11 protein-coding genes, 1 tRNA gene, 2 rRNA genes, 3 pseudogenes and 1 riboswitch (1 of these 18 only partly in view) are annotated in these 14,351 nt (G+C 58.6%); of the genes and pseudogenes, 7 read left to right on the top strand and 10 right to left on the bottom strand.

Going from position 1 to position 14,351, the window contains the following annotated elements:
- Window positions 1–8 precede the first annotated feature (8 nt).
- From ETW24_RS00425 to maiA, 5 genes are all read left to right on the top strand, one after another.
- A complete protein-coding gene (locus tag ETW24_RS00425) occupies window positions 9–959 on the top strand; it encodes an MBL fold metallo-hydrolase (protein WP_129369269.1) in 951 nt (316 codons plus the stop codon).
- 149 nt (window positions 960–1,108) lie between these two features.
- On the top strand, window positions 1,109–2,719 hold the full coding sequence (locus ETW24_RS00420; protein ID WP_129369268.1) for an FAD-dependent oxidoreductase: 1,611 nt from the start codon (window positions 1,109–1,111) through the stop codon (window positions 2,717–2,719).
- A 5-nt stretch (window positions 2,720–2,724) separates the two neighbouring features.
- Window positions 2,725–2,940, top strand: a complete 216-nt coding sequence (locus ETW24_RS00415; RefSeq protein WP_129369267.1) for a DUF2783 domain-containing protein — start codon at window positions 2,725–2,727, stop codon at window positions 2,938–2,940.
- Window positions 2,937–3,479, top strand: a complete 543-nt coding sequence (locus ETW24_RS00410) for a VOC family protein (RefSeq protein ID WP_129369266.1) — start codon at window positions 2,937–2,939, stop codon at window positions 3,477–3,479. The genes ETW24_RS00415 and ETW24_RS00410 overlap by 4 nt, the downstream gene beginning before the upstream one ends.
- 60 nt (window positions 3,480–3,539) lie before the next feature.
- The gene (gene maiA / locus ETW24_RS00405; protein ID WP_129369265.1) at window positions 3,540–4,172 is read left to right on the top strand and encodes a maleylacetoacetate isomerase; all 633 of its coding nucleotides are present in this window, start codon (window positions 3,540–3,542) and stop codon (window positions 4,170–4,172) included.
- 206 nt (window positions 4,173–4,378) lie between these two features.
- Here the strand turns inward: maiA and ETW24_RS00400 are convergent, their stop codons facing one another.
- The 7 genes and pseudogenes from ETW24_RS00400 to ETW24_RS00375 all read right to left on the bottom strand — a co-directional run bounded on the left by ETW24_RS00400 (window position 4,379) and on the right by ETW24_RS00375 (window position 9,443).
- On the bottom strand, window positions 4,379–5,635 hold the full coding sequence (locus tag ETW24_RS00400; RefSeq protein ID WP_164982659.1) for a pyridoxal phosphate-dependent decarboxylase family protein: 1,257 nt from the start codon (window positions 5,633–5,635) through the stop codon (window positions 4,379–4,381).
- Between the two features lie 388 nt (window positions 5,636–6,023).
- Window positions 6,024–6,672: pseudogene (locus tag ETW24_RS00395) on the bottom strand (energy-coupling factor ABC transporter ATP-binding protein).
- Complete coding sequence (locus ETW24_RS25145; RefSeq protein WP_368075855.1) at window positions 6,659–7,144, bottom strand: energy-coupling factor transporter transmembrane component T family protein; 486 nt, start codon at window positions 7,142–7,144, stop codon at window positions 6,659–6,661. Before ETW24_RS25145 ends, ETW24_RS00395 begins: the two are co-directional and overlap by 14 nt.
- 297 nt (window positions 7,145–7,441) lie before the next feature.
- Entirely contained in the window at window positions 7,442–7,600 is a 159-nt protein-coding gene (locus tag ETW24_RS24605; RefSeq protein ID WP_254695664.1) for a hypothetical protein, read from the bottom strand.
- A complete protein-coding gene (locus ETW24_RS00385; RefSeq protein ID WP_254695663.1) occupies window positions 7,597–8,034 on the bottom strand; it encodes a hypothetical protein in 438 nt (145 codons plus the stop codon). Before ETW24_RS00385 ends, ETW24_RS24605 begins: the two co-directional genes overlap by 4 nt.
- Window positions 8,031–8,647: pseudogene (cbiM, locus tag ETW24_RS00380) on the bottom strand (cobalt transporter CbiM). The gene ETW24_RS00385 and the pseudogene cbiM overlap by 4 nt, the downstream one beginning before the upstream one ends.
- Window positions 8,648–8,657: 10 nt before the next feature.
- Window positions 8,658–9,443: a DUF4198 domain-containing protein gene (locus ETW24_RS00375; RefSeq protein WP_129369263.1), complete on the bottom strand. Its 786-nt coding sequence runs from the start codon at window positions 9,441–9,443 to the stop codon at window positions 8,658–8,660.
- A gap of 141 nt (window positions 9,444–9,584) precedes the next feature.
- Window positions 9,585–9,799: riboswitch (cobalamin riboswitch) on the bottom strand.
- A gap of 118 nt (window positions 9,800–9,917) precedes the next feature.
- Here ETW24_RS00375 and ETW24_RS00370 point away from each other — a divergent pair.
- Window positions 9,918–11,127, top strand: a pseudogene (locus tag ETW24_RS00370) (IS3 family transposase).
- 68 nt (window positions 11,128–11,195) lie between these two features.
- Entirely contained in the window at window positions 11,196–11,345 is a 150-nt protein-coding gene (locus ETW24_RS00365; protein WP_164982658.1) for a hypothetical protein, read from the top strand.
- A 7-nt stretch (window positions 11,346–11,352) separates the two neighbouring features.
- On the opposite strand, the gene ETW24_RS00360 is transcribed toward ETW24_RS00365, so the two are convergent.
- From ETW24_RS00360 to ETW24_RS00350, 3 genes are all read right to left on the bottom strand, one after another.
- Window positions 11,353–11,429: transfer RNA gene (locus tag ETW24_RS00360), tRNA-Met, on the bottom strand.
- Between the two features lie 46 nt (window positions 11,430–11,475).
- Window positions 11,476–11,590 (bottom strand): 5S ribosomal RNA (gene rrf, locus ETW24_RS00355).
- Between the two features lie 223 nt (window positions 11,591–11,813).
- A 23S ribosomal RNA gene (locus ETW24_RS00350) occupies window positions 11,814–14,351 on the bottom strand (it continues 305 nt past the right edge of the window).

Genomic DNA, 14,351 nt, shown 5'->3' with positions numbered 1-14,351 from the left:
AGACCACCATGGCAAAAGCTTTTGCGTCCCAAGGGGACATGACCGAAAAGAAAATCACCTTTGATGAGATTGGCGAAGGCCTCTATGCTTTCACCGCCGAGGGAGATCCCAACTCCGGTGTGATCATCGGCGACGACAGCGTGATGATTATTGAGGCACAGGCCACCCCGCGGCTGGCGAACAAGGTGATCGAATGCGTTCGGTCAGTGACCGACAAGCCGATTACCCATGTGGCACTGACCCATTACCACGCGGTGCGGGTTCTGGGCGCCTCGGCATTTGGCGCGCAGCAGGTCATCATGGGCGATGCGGCCCGTGCCATGGTGGTGGAACGCGGCCAGGAAGACTGGGACAGCGAGTTCCAGCGCTTCCCGCGGCTGTTCGAAGGCCATGAAAGCATTCCGGGCCTGACCTGGCCGACCACGACTTTTTCCGACGATATGACCGTGTATCTTGGCAACCGGCGGGTCGATCTGATGCACCTGGGCCGGGCCCATACCGCAGGCGACATCGTGATCCATGTGCCGGATCAGAACGTTATGTTCACCGGTGACATCGTGGAATACCACTCCGCCTGCTACTGCGGTGACGGCCACTTCAGCGACTGGGGCGATACGCTGGACAACATCAAGTCATTCGACGTGGACGCCATCGCACCTGGCCGCGGCGACGCGCTGGTTGGCAAGGACATGGTGAATGCCGCAATCGAAAACACCCGCGGCTTTGTCGAGAGCACGTACCGTCCCGCCGCCAAGGTAGCCGCCCGCAATGGCACCCTGAAAGAGGCCTGGGACGCCGTGCGTGCCGAGTGCGACCCGAAGTTCTCGGATTATGCGATCTACGAGCATTGCCTGCCTTTCAACGTCGCCCGCGCCTATGACGAGGCCCGCGGCATCGACACCCCGCGTATTTGGACCGCCCAGCGCGATCTGGAGATGTGGGAGGCCCTGCAGGGCTGAGCCCCGGCCAGGAATTGCAACCGGGGCGGTTTGATCCAGATCGTGTCGCCCCGGCAGAACCTGTGAGACGCTAGACCATCCTCTCGGCTGCCCACGCCGGGAAGCGGTAAAGCTGTGCCTGACGGCACCCGAATTAGGGAGGAGACCTGATGAACAAGATCTTTGAAGTCCCGTTGTACCCCTATGCGCGCCACGCGGATCAGGACGCCCCTGCCCCCGTGCGCCGCAAGGTGGTGGTGATCGGGGCAGGCCCAATCGGCCTGGCTGCCGCCATAGACCTGGCGCAAGCCGGCACCGAAGTGGTGATTCTGGATGACAACGACAAGGTGAGCTTCGGCTCCCGGGCGATCTGCTTTGCCAAGCGGCCCCTGGAGATCCTCGACCGGTTGGGCTGCGGCCAGCCGATGGTGGACAAGGGCGTGCAGTGGAATGCCGGCAAGGTGTTCTTTGACGAACGTCAGGTCTATGACTTCAATCTGCTGCCGGAGGAAGGCCACAAACGCCCCGCCTTCATCAATCTGCAGCAGTATTACTTTGAGGAATACCTGGTGAACCGGGTTCGCGAGCTGCAGCAGCAGGGCGCACCACTCGAAATCCGCGGCCGCAACAAGGTTTCGGCCATCGGCACTCATCCCAGCCATGTGACATTGGAAATCGACACGCCCGAAGACTCCTATAACCTGGAGGCCGATTGGCTGATCGCCTGCGACGGCGCAGGCTCTCCGACCCGGCGGATGCTGGGGCTGGACTTCGTCGGCCGGGTGTTCGAGGACAACTTCCTGATCGCCGATGTAATTATGGAGGCGGATTTTCCGACCGAACGCTGGTTCTGGTTCGACCCGCCATTCAACAAAGGACAGTCGGCGCTTTTGCACAAGCAACCGGACGGTGTCTGGCGGATTGATCTGCAATTGGGATGGGATATCGACAAGGAGCGCGAGAAACGCCCGGAAAACGTGATCCCGCGCCTCAAGGCGATGCTGGGGGAGGACGTGAAGTTCGAGCTGGAGTGGGTGTCGATCTACACATTCCAATGCCGCCGGATGGAGCAATTCCGCCATGGCCGGGTGCTGTTTGCCGGCGATGCCGCGCATCAGGTCTCGCCCTTTGGGGCCCGCGGTGCGAACTCCGGCATTCAGGACACCGACAACCTGTGCTGGAAGTTGCAGATGGTGATCGACGGCACCGCGCCGGAAAGCCTGCTGGACAGCTATGACACCGAGCGGGTTCACGGTGCGGATGAAAACATCCTGAACTCATCGCGCTCCACCGATTTCATCACGCCCAAGTCCGAGATGAGCCGGGTGCTGCGTGACGCGGTTCTGGACCTGTCCGAACAGTTTGAATTCGCCCGTCCGCTGGTGAACTCGGGCCGCCTGTCGGTGCCATGCACCTATGACGGCTCGCCGCTGAATTCGGCAGATGCACTGGACGGGCCAGAGCGTACCCGCCCAGGCTCTTCCTGCCCCGACGTGCCGCTGGGCGACGGATTCTTGCTAGACAAGCTGGGAGATAAATTCGTGCTGCTCACCATCGACGCCGATGCCCCCGATGTGATCGAGGAAGAAGGTATTGAAGTCACCCGGCTGGCGCTCTCCATCAAGGATGACAAGACGCTGGCGCTGAAGGAACGGTATCTGGGCAAGCATGACAGCGGTGTTTACCTGATCCGCCCGGACCAGCATGTTGCTGCCCGCCGCCCCGGCTTTGACGAAAACCAGTTCCGGCACGCAATCCGCCGGGCCATCGGCAAGGAGTGATCAAGATGACCGAAGACCAATTGATCCTGACCGCCAACCTCGAGCGCGCCGACGATTTCTATGCAGATCTCCTGACCGCGCATGAGGGCCTCAGCAAAGCCGAAAGCGATGCGCTGAATGCGCGTCTGGTGCTGGTGCTGGCTAATCACATTGGAAAACGCGCGATCCTGAAACAGGCGCTGGCCGCGGCCGCGCTGAAACCTGGGGAGGACACCGCTTGAAAATCGAACAGATCCACCACGTCGCCTACCGCTGCAAGGACGCCAAACAGACGGTAGAGTGGTACAACAAGATGCTGCACATGGACTTTGTCCTGGCAATTGCCGAGGACCATGTTCCATCAACGCATGAACCCGACCCATACATGCATATCTTCATGGATGCAGGTAACGGCAACGTTCTGGCCTTCTTTGAACTGCCGACCAAGCCGGAGATGGACCGCGACCGCAACACGCCGGTCTGGGTGCAGCATATCGCCTTCAAGGTGAAAGACCGCGAGACCCTGATCCAGTTCAAGGAGCATCTGGAGGCCAACGGTGTCGAAGTTCTGGGCGTCACAGACCACTCGATCTTCCACTCGATCTACTTCTTCGACCCGAACGGCCACCGGGTGGAACTGGCCTGTCCGGATCCCGAGGAAGAGGCGTTGCTGAAGAAGCTGGACTCGGTGAAATGGGAAATGCTGGAAGAATGGTCCAAGACCAAGAAGGCCCCCAAGCATGCCGAATGGCTGCACGCCAAGGAATTGCATAAGACCTGAATATGGCCAAACCAATTAAGGCAGCCCATCGGGCTGCCTCCTCAGCACCGGAGGACGCCGATGGGCAGCACGCTTCTTTTTGACTACTGGCGATCATCGGCCAGCTACCGGCTGCGCATCGCGCTGAACCTGGGTGAAATCGAATACACCTCGGTCCCGGTTGATCTGGTTAAGGGCGAGCACAAGAGCCCGGAGCACTTGGCCCGCAACCCGCAGGGCTTTGTACCGGTGCTTGAGATCGACGGGCTGCGTCTGACCCAATCACTGGGGATTCTGGATTACCTGGACGAAACCCGGAACCTCGGCCTATTGCCCAAAGACCCAGGCCTGCGTGCCAAGGCACGGGCGTTGGCCCATTCGGTTGCGGTGGATGTGCATCCGGTCTGTAACTTGCAAGTGGCCAGACACGCGACCCAGATCAGCAGCGGTGCGGCGGACATGCCCAAGGCCTGGATGCAGCATTTCATCCGGCCTGGCCTGCAAGCGTTTGAAGCATTACTTGCCGGCTTCAGCCAGTCACCCTTTTGCATTGGAAAAACACCGGGGCTCGCCGATATCTGCCTGATGCCGCAGCTTTACAATGCACGCCGCTGGGAAGTGGACTTTGCGAACCTGCCACGGATCTGCGCCGTGGAAACAGCCTGCGCGGCGCACCCTGCTTTTGCCGCGGCGCACCCGGATCAGCTCCGCTGACCAGTCACTCCGCATGTTGCGCCGGCATAAATATGCAATAGACCGAGGCATTGGCGGGAGTCTGCGTGCGCCAGGGGCGCAGGCAGTACAGGCGCACATCGGGTGCAGCATTTCAAATTAGGCAATGTTCCCGCAGGGCTAGCCGGTTTTCGCGGCACCTGCCGCTTGCGTAAACTGGAGGGGCTTCAAGTTGCTATTCAAGCCATTCAGCGAACATCCGCGACACAGCAGCGATAAGCATCAATTATTTCAGTTGAAAGAAGGTCAGCATCTTCTTCCTGCATGCCGTATCCAATGACAGAAGCCCGAATGATCTTGCGGCCAGCCCATTCGCCGTGTGTCGGGTAAACTTTGCCATTTTCCTGAACACGCCGCAGGACCTGCATGGTGAGCTTGCCGTCATCGGTCCCGTCGCCGCAGCAAATCGCAACCTGGTTGCTGTGGATGCGGTTCAGGACTGTTAAGCCGGGCTCGTTAGACACCGTTCGGGCAATCCGCTCCGCGAGGCGGCAATGGTGCGCCACAAGATCGCGAACACCCGCCCGGCCGAGATGCCGCAGTATCGCATAGCTAGGGACACCTCTTGCCCGCCGGGATAATTCAGGCGTTGAATCACTTGGCTCCCAATGCTCAGTGGTCTCAGGCAGATAGGCGCCACGGGCAGACATCGACGCAACGAGCGGCGCACGGTCGCGTACTATAACCATGCCGGCATCGAAAGGAGCGTTAAGCCACTTGTGCAGGTCGATTGCCCAGCTGTCCGCTTCGCCGACCCCCTCCAGCCGATCTGCAAGCTCGGGCACTGCAGCGAGCCATAGCCCGAACGCTCCATCGACATGAACCCAGCCCTTCTTCTCGCGTACCATTGGGATCAATTCGTCAAACGGATCGAAGGCGCCAGTGTTTATTTGACCTGCCTGCAGGATCACAAGCGGCGGTTTGCTGCACCGGTTTATTGCTGCCCGAAAGGCGTCCGGCTTAATCCTCCCTTCGCTGTCGGCAGCTACAGTTTGTGTGCGGCTTGCTCCAAATCCGGCGTAGCGCAGGGCTGCAAATGGCGCAGAATGCGCGTCTTGTCCGATCAAAACCGGAATCTCCGGTGCCCCGAAAAGCCCATCAGCTTCGACATCCCAACCCTGAGCGGCCAGCAGCGCATGGCGTGCCGCCATAATGCCAGCCATGTTTGCAACCGTACCGCCGGTCACCAATCCGGCTCCGCTTTCGGCAGGCAGCGACAGCAATTCAATAACCCAGTTGCAGACGGCGCGCTCCATACCCGTGATTGCTGGTGTCTCAAAGGATGAACCCGCGTTCTGCCCCCAGGCTGACACTAAAAAATCAGCAGCTACACCAACGGGATGCGACGCACCAAGGACATAGCCGAAGAAGGTCGGGGCTGCCATTTTGTGCAGCCCGCCGTCAGCCTGCTGCACGATATCCTCGATAACCTTACTCTCCGGCACCCCTGTTTCAGCAAGGGGCCCCAGGAAGCGGTTTGCAGCTTCGCCAAGTTCTAAGCTGGGGCGGGCCAGCCCCTGAGGCAGATCCTCGCGAAAAGCCTTCGCCGCTCTGTAGGCTGTTTCTAAAGCTACCGCTTGCCCATCATCAAGCCACGCCGAACACGTTCCATCTCACATATCCCTCCTACTTTTTAACAACATGTCGAAAAGTAGCACGGATTCCGAGTTACCCTGAGCTACCAATGCCATTTGGCAATGCGGCCGGTCGTGGCGGATAGGAGAACCCGCCAGCTGCCTGCCGCCCAGCCTGGAGCGAGGACGGGTTGTTGGGCAGGGGCTTTTTCGGGTGCCGGTTCATGTTTGGGCCATTCGTTTCGATTAGCCGCACGTCCTAAGCCCGTATAAGCTCGCGGCCCTTCAAGCGATATCCTCCAGGAGCAATCTGTTTACGGAATTCCTGGTCATGGCTGACCAGAAGGATTGCCTGATCAAGCCCTTTCAGGATCCCGGCCAGCCGCGCGTAGTTGTCCGGGTCCAGTGCGTTTGTCGGCTCATCCAGAATAAGCACCGCCGGCTCCATGGCCAGTACCGTGGCCAGTGTCACCAGCCTCTTCTCGCCGCCGACAGTTTGTGGGTCACCCGGTCGCGCAGGTGCATCAGTTCCAGGCGGGTCAGCACGCTGTCAACAATCGCCAAGGCATCCTGTTTGGATTTGCCCAGGTTGAGCGGACCAAAGGCCACATCCTCGGCCACGGTCGGGCAGAAGAGCTGGTCGTCGGCGTCCTGAAACACAAAGCCCACGCGGCGGCGCATCTCGTGAAAATCCGCTTCCGCCATGCAAGGCTTGCCAAAGGCGGTGACGGTGCCGCTGGCGGGAACAAGCAGCCCCATAATGATTTCAGCAGTGTCGATTTTCCGGCGCCGTTGGGCCCGGAAATCGACAGCCGTTCACCAGCGTTCAGCCGCATCGAGGCGCCTTCCAGCACCGGATCAAGCCCTGGGTAGGCAAAGTGGATATTGTTCAAATCAAGAAGCGGCATAGGCGGCCTCCGCCCAGATCAGGGCAGCAAGTGCGGCGGACAACGCCGCGGCAAACAGCAGGTCGGACCGGTTGAAACGAAAATCCTCCAGCAGGATGATGCGGCCGGAGAACCCCCGGCATTTCATCGCCGCCAGAATGCGCTCCGACCGTTCGATGGAGCGCACCAGCATCATGCCAACCAGATAGCCATAGCTGCGGTAGGTGTGCCAATTGGTTCCGGGTCGGAAGCCGCGCAGCTTCATCGAGGTGCGCAGGCGCTGGTATTCCTCGCGCAGAACGTCGATGTAGCGGATGGTGAACATCATCAGGTGCACCAGCCGCTCCGGCATCTTGAGGGCAAAGAGCGCGTGGCCCATGGTTACCGGCTCCATCGAACCCACCAGTGTCATAACCGCAAGGATCACCGCATTGGCGGTAAGGGCAATCTCGGTTGCACGCCACAGGCCTTCCCAGCTGGCCTCCAGCCCCAAATGGACAGGGCCGGGTTCCCGGCACTGTAAAGGGCAGCAGCACCAGCATGAAGATGATGAAACTGTCCATCATCGCCATCCGTTTCAGCGTTTTCCGGGGCGGCAGGCCAGAGAAGGCCAGCAGCCACATAGACAGGCCGAGAGCGGCCGCCAGAACCCAAAGATTGCTGAGCGAGACAACCACCACCGCATAGGCTGCCGTCATCACGATGCGCATCCGCGGGTCAATTGCTGTGACCTTGGCGTGGAAGGTGCCGAAACCGCCGAGCGGTTTTTCCTCGCCCGTCAGAACATAGGTCATGCGCTGCTGCCGATCTTGCGGCGTGCGGCAATGTAGAAGCCCAGCCCGAACAGGCCGCAGATATAGCCGATGCCGCCAAGCACGGATTGAAAGTCCGACTTGTTCTTGAACGCTGTCAGCTCCTGCCGGAGCGGGCGCAGTTCATTGCGCATCATGGTGGCAAGCTCGGAGCGGGTTTGATCGGAGAGGCCCGCGGACCCTGCCGCCGCCGGCGCTGCAGAGGTGTCCGGACAGCAGCCGCTGAAACTGCTGCCGCGCCCGGGCTTTGCCCAATGATCTGCGCGACCTCCGCACCGTCCATCATCATCTCGGCCACGTGGCCAGCACCCAGATCGCCGCGGAAGATATGTGTCACAGGCTCCGACGGGGTGAACAGGAAAAAGCCGTCACTGTCGGTTCTGGACTCTCCCAGCTTGCTGCCGGCCGCGTCAAAGATCTCAATCAGCAGGTCCGCGGCCATGTCACCGTTGGAAAAGCCCACTTCGCCTTCAATGTCGGAACCGGACGGAAAGACAGCTGAGATAACATTGTGTGCCATCACCGGGAGCGGCGCCAGCAGTGCAAGGATCAGAATGCAGGAGCGGATCATGCAAGGCTTCCTTTTGTGTCGAAAAACAGCTCGGGCTTCACACGCCGCGCCAGGAAAATGGCAGCGCCGGACAAAAGCGCTTCGATGATCACCACCGGAATATGGGAAAAGAACACCAGTTTCGCGGCCAGGATAAACTCATCGCCGGACAACATCAGCGAGACTGCAACAGCAAGTGTTGTGGCAGCAATGGCCGCGCCGCCGCCGATACCGCCCCAGATGGCGCCCTGCAGAGGCGAGCCGCGGGCCACCAGCGGTCGGAATATCAGCCCGACCAGAACTGCAGGCAGGGCGATGTTCACGGCGTTCACGCCCAGCACGGTCAGCCCGCCAAAGCCAAAGAACACCGCCTGCAGCAAGAGGCCGACAAACAGGGCCGGAAAGGCCGCCCAGCCCAGAACCAGCCCGCAAGCCCGTTCAGGATCAGATGAACCGAACTCGGCCCGATCGGGACATGGATCAGGGAGGCCACAAAGAAACTGGCCGAAAGAACCCCCGCCGCCGGAATACGTTCCAGCGGCAGGCTCCGCAGCCCCATGGCGATACCGCCGACGGCGGCAACCGCGCCGCCGATCACAACCGGATTCGACAGTGCGCCGTCTACGATATGCATGGCGCTATTCTCACTTCAGCTCTTCAGCGTGGATCCACAACACAGCGTCCTGGCTGAGTTCCTTGCCGTCATGCTCAGTCGCCGGGCCGGAGCCGAGAGCAGCAAAGCCCCAGTGGCCCGCTTTCGGAATGCCAAAGGAAAAGACGCCATTCTGGTCTGCAATCGCAACGATGGCGCCGCCGGACATCGGCTGAACCGTCGGGTTGGTTGTGGAAAAGGCCGCAAGGTCAGGCTCTGATGCCATGAACTCAACCTCGATCTCGGCGCCCGGAACCGGCTTTCCATCCGCCAGCACCTGACCTGAGAAGGTAGAGCCGACAATGACGTTATAGGGCTTGTTCAGCGGCAGGATCTCGGTTTCCAGGCCCACCGGCTGATCCCAATCGGTGGGCAGGGTGTTGCGGTTCAGCACGACTTTGGAAATCTGCTGAATATAGATGTCTTCGCTTTCCTCATAATAGGGCGCGGGCACAGTCACCACCACATAGTCGCCCGAGCGCTTGACCGGAACCGACGCCCTGTAGGCGGCGGCTTCGTTCTCCGCGCCCTTGAATGTGGCCGGTTCCAAGCGGTCCGAAAGATCAACCTTTTCGCCCTTGTGAACCATAAAAAATTCTTCGGGTTTGCCCATGTCCATCACATGGCCGTTTTCCAGCGGGTGCCAGAACACCAGCCCCATCGGCACATCGCCGGGCTTCCCGATTAGCACGTTTTCAGTGTAGTTCAGCTGGAAATGCGCCGATGCGGTGACCGGCAGGGATACGGCCAGAGCTGCAGCCAGATAATTCAGTTTCATTTCGTCCTCATTCGACGACACAGGCGCACCTGCAATCAGGAATGAACAACGGGGAGAGTGGCACGGAGAAGCCTGAACGGCAGCCGCGCCAGACGCGCACCCCGGCGTCCGGTGGAAAAGGGCAGACACTCCGCTAGCGAAGTCTTTGTCCTGTGTCCGGCAGGTCTCCTGACTCGCGGGTCTTGGTTCGGCTGGCCTTCCCGGGAAAGATCCCAGTGGCATGTTCAGCGTCACTCACCGCTCACAGTTGCGGGGGCAGTCACGGATTTGGTCCCTAATGGGTACGCCGCACCGTGTTCCCTATTTCTTCCGCTGCGCATTGAAACACTCGCGGAACCGGTCACACTTGCTGAATGGCAAAACCATTTTACTGAGTCAAGCTTCCCGTCTTCTGTTCAATTGCCGAATGAGTGGACGTGTCGCGGTTTGATGCCGCTCCTTTGATAGCATTTATTGCAGCAAAGGAGACGAACTATGGGACTGAAACGGACAGAAGAATTCCGGGCCGATGCGGTGCGGATTGCGCTGACGAGCGGGCTGAGCAGGAAGCAAGTGGCCTCTGATTTGGGTGTTGGCCTTTCGACCCTGAACAAGTGGATCACAGCGCATCGCGACACCGAGGTGGTATCCGACAAAGACCTCGACCTTGCCCGAGAGAATGAACGGCTTCGACGGGAGAACCGCATTCTCAAGGAGGAGAGGGAGATCTTAAAAAAGGCAACGCAGTTCTTCGCGGGCCAAAAGCCATGAGGTTCAGGTTCATCGAAGAACACACTGATACCTTCAGCGCCAAGCGGATGTGCAATGTGCTGGATGTCAGTGAGCGCGGTCTACGGGCCTATCGCAGCCGCCCGGCCAGTCAAAGGCAGCGCACTGACATGGTCGTTCTGGCGCATATCAAGGAACAATCTCGCCTCAGCCTGGGCAGTTATGGCCGCCCACGGATGACCGAGGAACTGAAGGAGTTGGGCCTGAACATTGGCCATCGTCGCGTCGGGCGTTTGATGCGTGAGAATGGCATCCGTGTCGAACGATCTAAGAAATACAAGGTGACGACCATTGCCCGGCAGACGATTGCGAAGCAATCAGCCGAGAGGGGGACAGCAACCACGCCTTCAACATCGCACCCAATCTGCTGAACCGGGATTTCTGCGCAGATGCGCCCAATCAGAAATGGGCAGGTGACATAAGTTACGTGTGGACGCGCGAGGGCTGGCTCTACCTGGCGGTGATCCTTGATCTGCATTCCCGGCGGGTGATCGGTTGGGCCATCAGCAATCGGATGAAGCGGGACTTGGCGATCCGGGCGCTGAACATGGCTATAGCCTTCAGATCACCGCCTATGGGCTGCATTCATCATACGGATCGTGGATCGCAATACTGTTCTCATGACTATCAGATAATCCTGCGACAACACGGGTTCAGCGTGTCCCCCTCTCATGCATGTAAACATGCACTGCCGGGGCAGTGGATGAGCGGCAAGGGAAATTGCTACGACAACTCGGCGGTCGAAACGTTCTTCAAAACGATCAAGGCAGAGCTGATCTGGCGAAGGTCGTGGCCAACGCGTAGGGCCGTTGAACTGGCCATCTTCAACTACATCAATGGCTTCTACAATCCGCGACGGCGGCACTCAGCATTGGGCTGGAAAAGCCCCGTCGCATTCGAACGGAAAGTGGCCTAAACGAGCACTTGGAGCGGCACGAAAACGGGACACGTCCAGAGTCACTGCGCGCATTGGTGGAGCGGATCGTGCTGACGCCTGCGGCGGCGGGCGCTGGCCTGGATCTGACGCTGGAGGGGGATCTGGCCGGGCTGTTGCGGCTGGCGTCGGTTGCGGAAGGCCTAAACACGAAGAAGGCCCCGGATGGTAGATCCGAAGCCTTTGATATGTCAGGTTAATTAGTTCTGGTTGCGGGAGCAGGATTTGAACCTGCGACCTTCAGGTTATGAGCCTGACGAGCTACCTGGCTGCTCCATCCCGCGTCAGGTTTTTTTGAGACCGTATTGAGAGATTATTGGATTTTACTAGGTTTGGCGGTGACCTACTCTCCCAGGGCTTGAGCCCAAGTACCATCGGCGCGACAGTGCTTAACTTCCGGGTTCGGGAAGGGACCGGGTGTTTCACTTGTGCTGTAGCCACCAAACCAAGAAAAATCCAATTCCGACGGCCTTGCGAAGCAAGGCTGGCGAGCGGCAGGCAGCGTATTTGCTTCAGCAAATGCGCGAGATGCCGCCCGGTTGCTGTGTCACCGCCGGGTGGCGGCAGGCACGTGCAACTTGCGTCGGTTACAATCAACGTTGTCCAGGTCTTGTATTATGGGATGTGTTTGCTTGTTTGGTTTTGAGTAACACTGTCTGTTACTGGATCAAATCAAGCCTATCGGGCGATTAGTACCGGTCAACTGAATGCATTGCTGCACTTACATCTCCGGCCTATCGGCGTGGTGGTCTTCCACGGCCCTCAGGGATACCTTGTTTTGAGGGGGCTTCCCGCTTAGATGCCTTCAGCGGTTATCCTGTCCGAACATAGCTACCCTGCACTGCTGCTGGCGCAACAACAGGTCCACCAGTGGTTCGTTCACCCCGGTCCTCTCGTACTAGGGGCAACTCCTCTCAAGTATCCTACACCCACGGCAGATAGGGACCGAACTGTCTCACGACGTTCTAAACCCAGCTCACGTACCTCTTTAAACGGCGAACAGCCGTACCCTTGGGACCTGCTCCAGCCCCAGGATGAGATGAGCCGACATCGAGGTGCCAAACACTGCCGTCGATATGGACTCTTGGGCAGTATCAGCCTGTTATCCCCGGCGTACCTTTTATCCGTTGAGCGATGGCCCTTCCACTCGGGACCACCGGATCACTATGGCCGACTTTCGTCTCTGCTCGACTTGTCAGTCTCGCAGTCAGGCTGGCTTCTGCCATTGCACTCAACGAGCGATTTCCGACCGCTCTGAGCCAACCTTCGCGCGCCTCCGTTACTCTTTAGGAGGCGACCGCCCCAGTCAAACTACCCGCCACGCAGGGTCCCGGATCCGGATAACGGACCGCGGTTAGATATCAAGAGTGCGAAGGGTGGTATCTCAAGGGAGGCTCCACCGCGACTTGCGTCACGGTTTCGATGCCTACCACCTATCCTGCACATCACAATCCTGATACCAGTGCGAAGCTGTAGTAAAGGTGCACGGGGTCTTTCCGTCTAACCGCGGGAAGCCTGCATCTTGACAGGCAATTCAATTTCGCTGAGTCGATGTTGGAGACAGCGGGGAAGTCGTTACGCCATTCGTGCAGGTCGGAACTTACCCGACAAGGAATTTCGCTACCTTAGGACCGTTATAGTTACGGCCGCCGTTTACCTGGGCTTCAATTCGGAGCTCTCACCCCTCCTTTTAACCTTCAGGCACCGGGCAGGCGTCAGACCCTATACGTCGTCTTGCGACTTCGCAGAGCCCTGTGTTTTTAATAAACAGTCGCCACCCCCTGGTTTGTGCCCCCGGATTCCACTTGCGTAGGACCCGGGCCTCCTTCTCGCGAACTTACGGAGGTATTTTGCCGAGTTCCTTCAACATCGTTCTCTCAAGCGCCTTGGTATTCTCTACCTGTCCACCTGTGTCGGTTTAGGGTACGGTCTGATGGAGGGCTATTTCCAGGGACTGATCAGCAGCCCATTCAATCCGATAAGGATGAACTACCTTCACAATCCGTCACATCCTCCTGGCCCACGAATATTAACGTGGTTCCCATCGCCTACGCCTTTCGGCCTCGGCTTAGGGGCCGGCTTACCCTGCTCAGATTAGCTTTAAGCAGGAACCCTTGGACTTTCGGCGAGAGTGTCTCTCACACTCTTTGTCGCTACTCATGTCATCATTCTCACTAGTGATCTCTCCACGGGATCGCTCACGCGCCCGCTTCATCGAAAGCTCCTTGCGTCCAATTCTTCCCGCAGGAAGATAAGGACGCATGGAACTATGTCACACTACGCTCTGCTACCATGCACTATGTGCATCCTCGGCTTCGGCTCATGGCTTGAGCCCCGTTACATCTTCGCCGCAAGACATCTTGATTAGACCAGTGAGCTGTTACGCTATCTTTAAAGGATGGCTGCTTCTAAGCCAACCTCCTGGTTGTTTTGGACGTCTCACCTGCTTTCCCACTTAGCCATGAATTGGGGGCCTTAGCCGGAGGTCAGGGTTGTTTCCCTCTCCACGACGGACGTTAGCATCCGCCGTGTGTCTGCCATCTAGTACTCCCGGGTATTCGGAGTTTGGTTAGGATCAGTAAGCCTGTGGGGCCCCATTACCCATCCAGTGCTCTACCCCCCGGGGTATTCGGATGACGCTCTACCTAAATAGATTTCGCAGAGAACCAGCTATCTCCGAGTTTGATTGGCCTTTCACCCCTAGGCACAGCTCATCCCGATCCTTTTCAACGGATGTGGGTTCGGTCCTCCAGTGCGTGTTACCGCACCTTCAACCTGGCCATGCCTAGATCACTCGGTTTCGGGTCTGATCCCACAAACTCATTCGCCCTATTAAGACTCGCTTTCGCTGCGCCTACACCTAACGGTTTAAGCTTGCTTGTGAGACCAAGTCGATGACCCATTATACAAAAGGTACGCTGTCAGCCCTCAAGGGGCCTCCAACTGATTGTAGGCGTTCGGTTTCAGGTACTGTTTCACTCCCCTCGCCGGGGTGCTTTTCACCTTTCCCTCACGGTACTGGTTCGCTATCGGTCAGTAAGGAGTACTTAGCCTTCGGAGGTGGTCCTCCGATCTTCAGACAGAATTTCACGTGTTCCGCCCTACTTAATACGTCCCTCAGAGCTTAGAATACGGGGCTGTCACCCGCTATGGCCATGCTTCCCAACATGTTCTTCTCACTCATCAGGCTCGGCTGGTCCGCGTTC

The sequence above is a fragment of the Leisingera sp. NJS204 genome, assembly GCF_004123675.1.
Taxonomy (GTDB): domain Bacteria; phylum Pseudomonadota; class Alphaproteobacteria; order Rhodobacterales; family Rhodobacteraceae; genus Leisingera.
The sequence above is the reverse complement of the archived record's forward strand: the minus strand, read 5'-3'. Positions and strand labels throughout refer to the sequence as shown.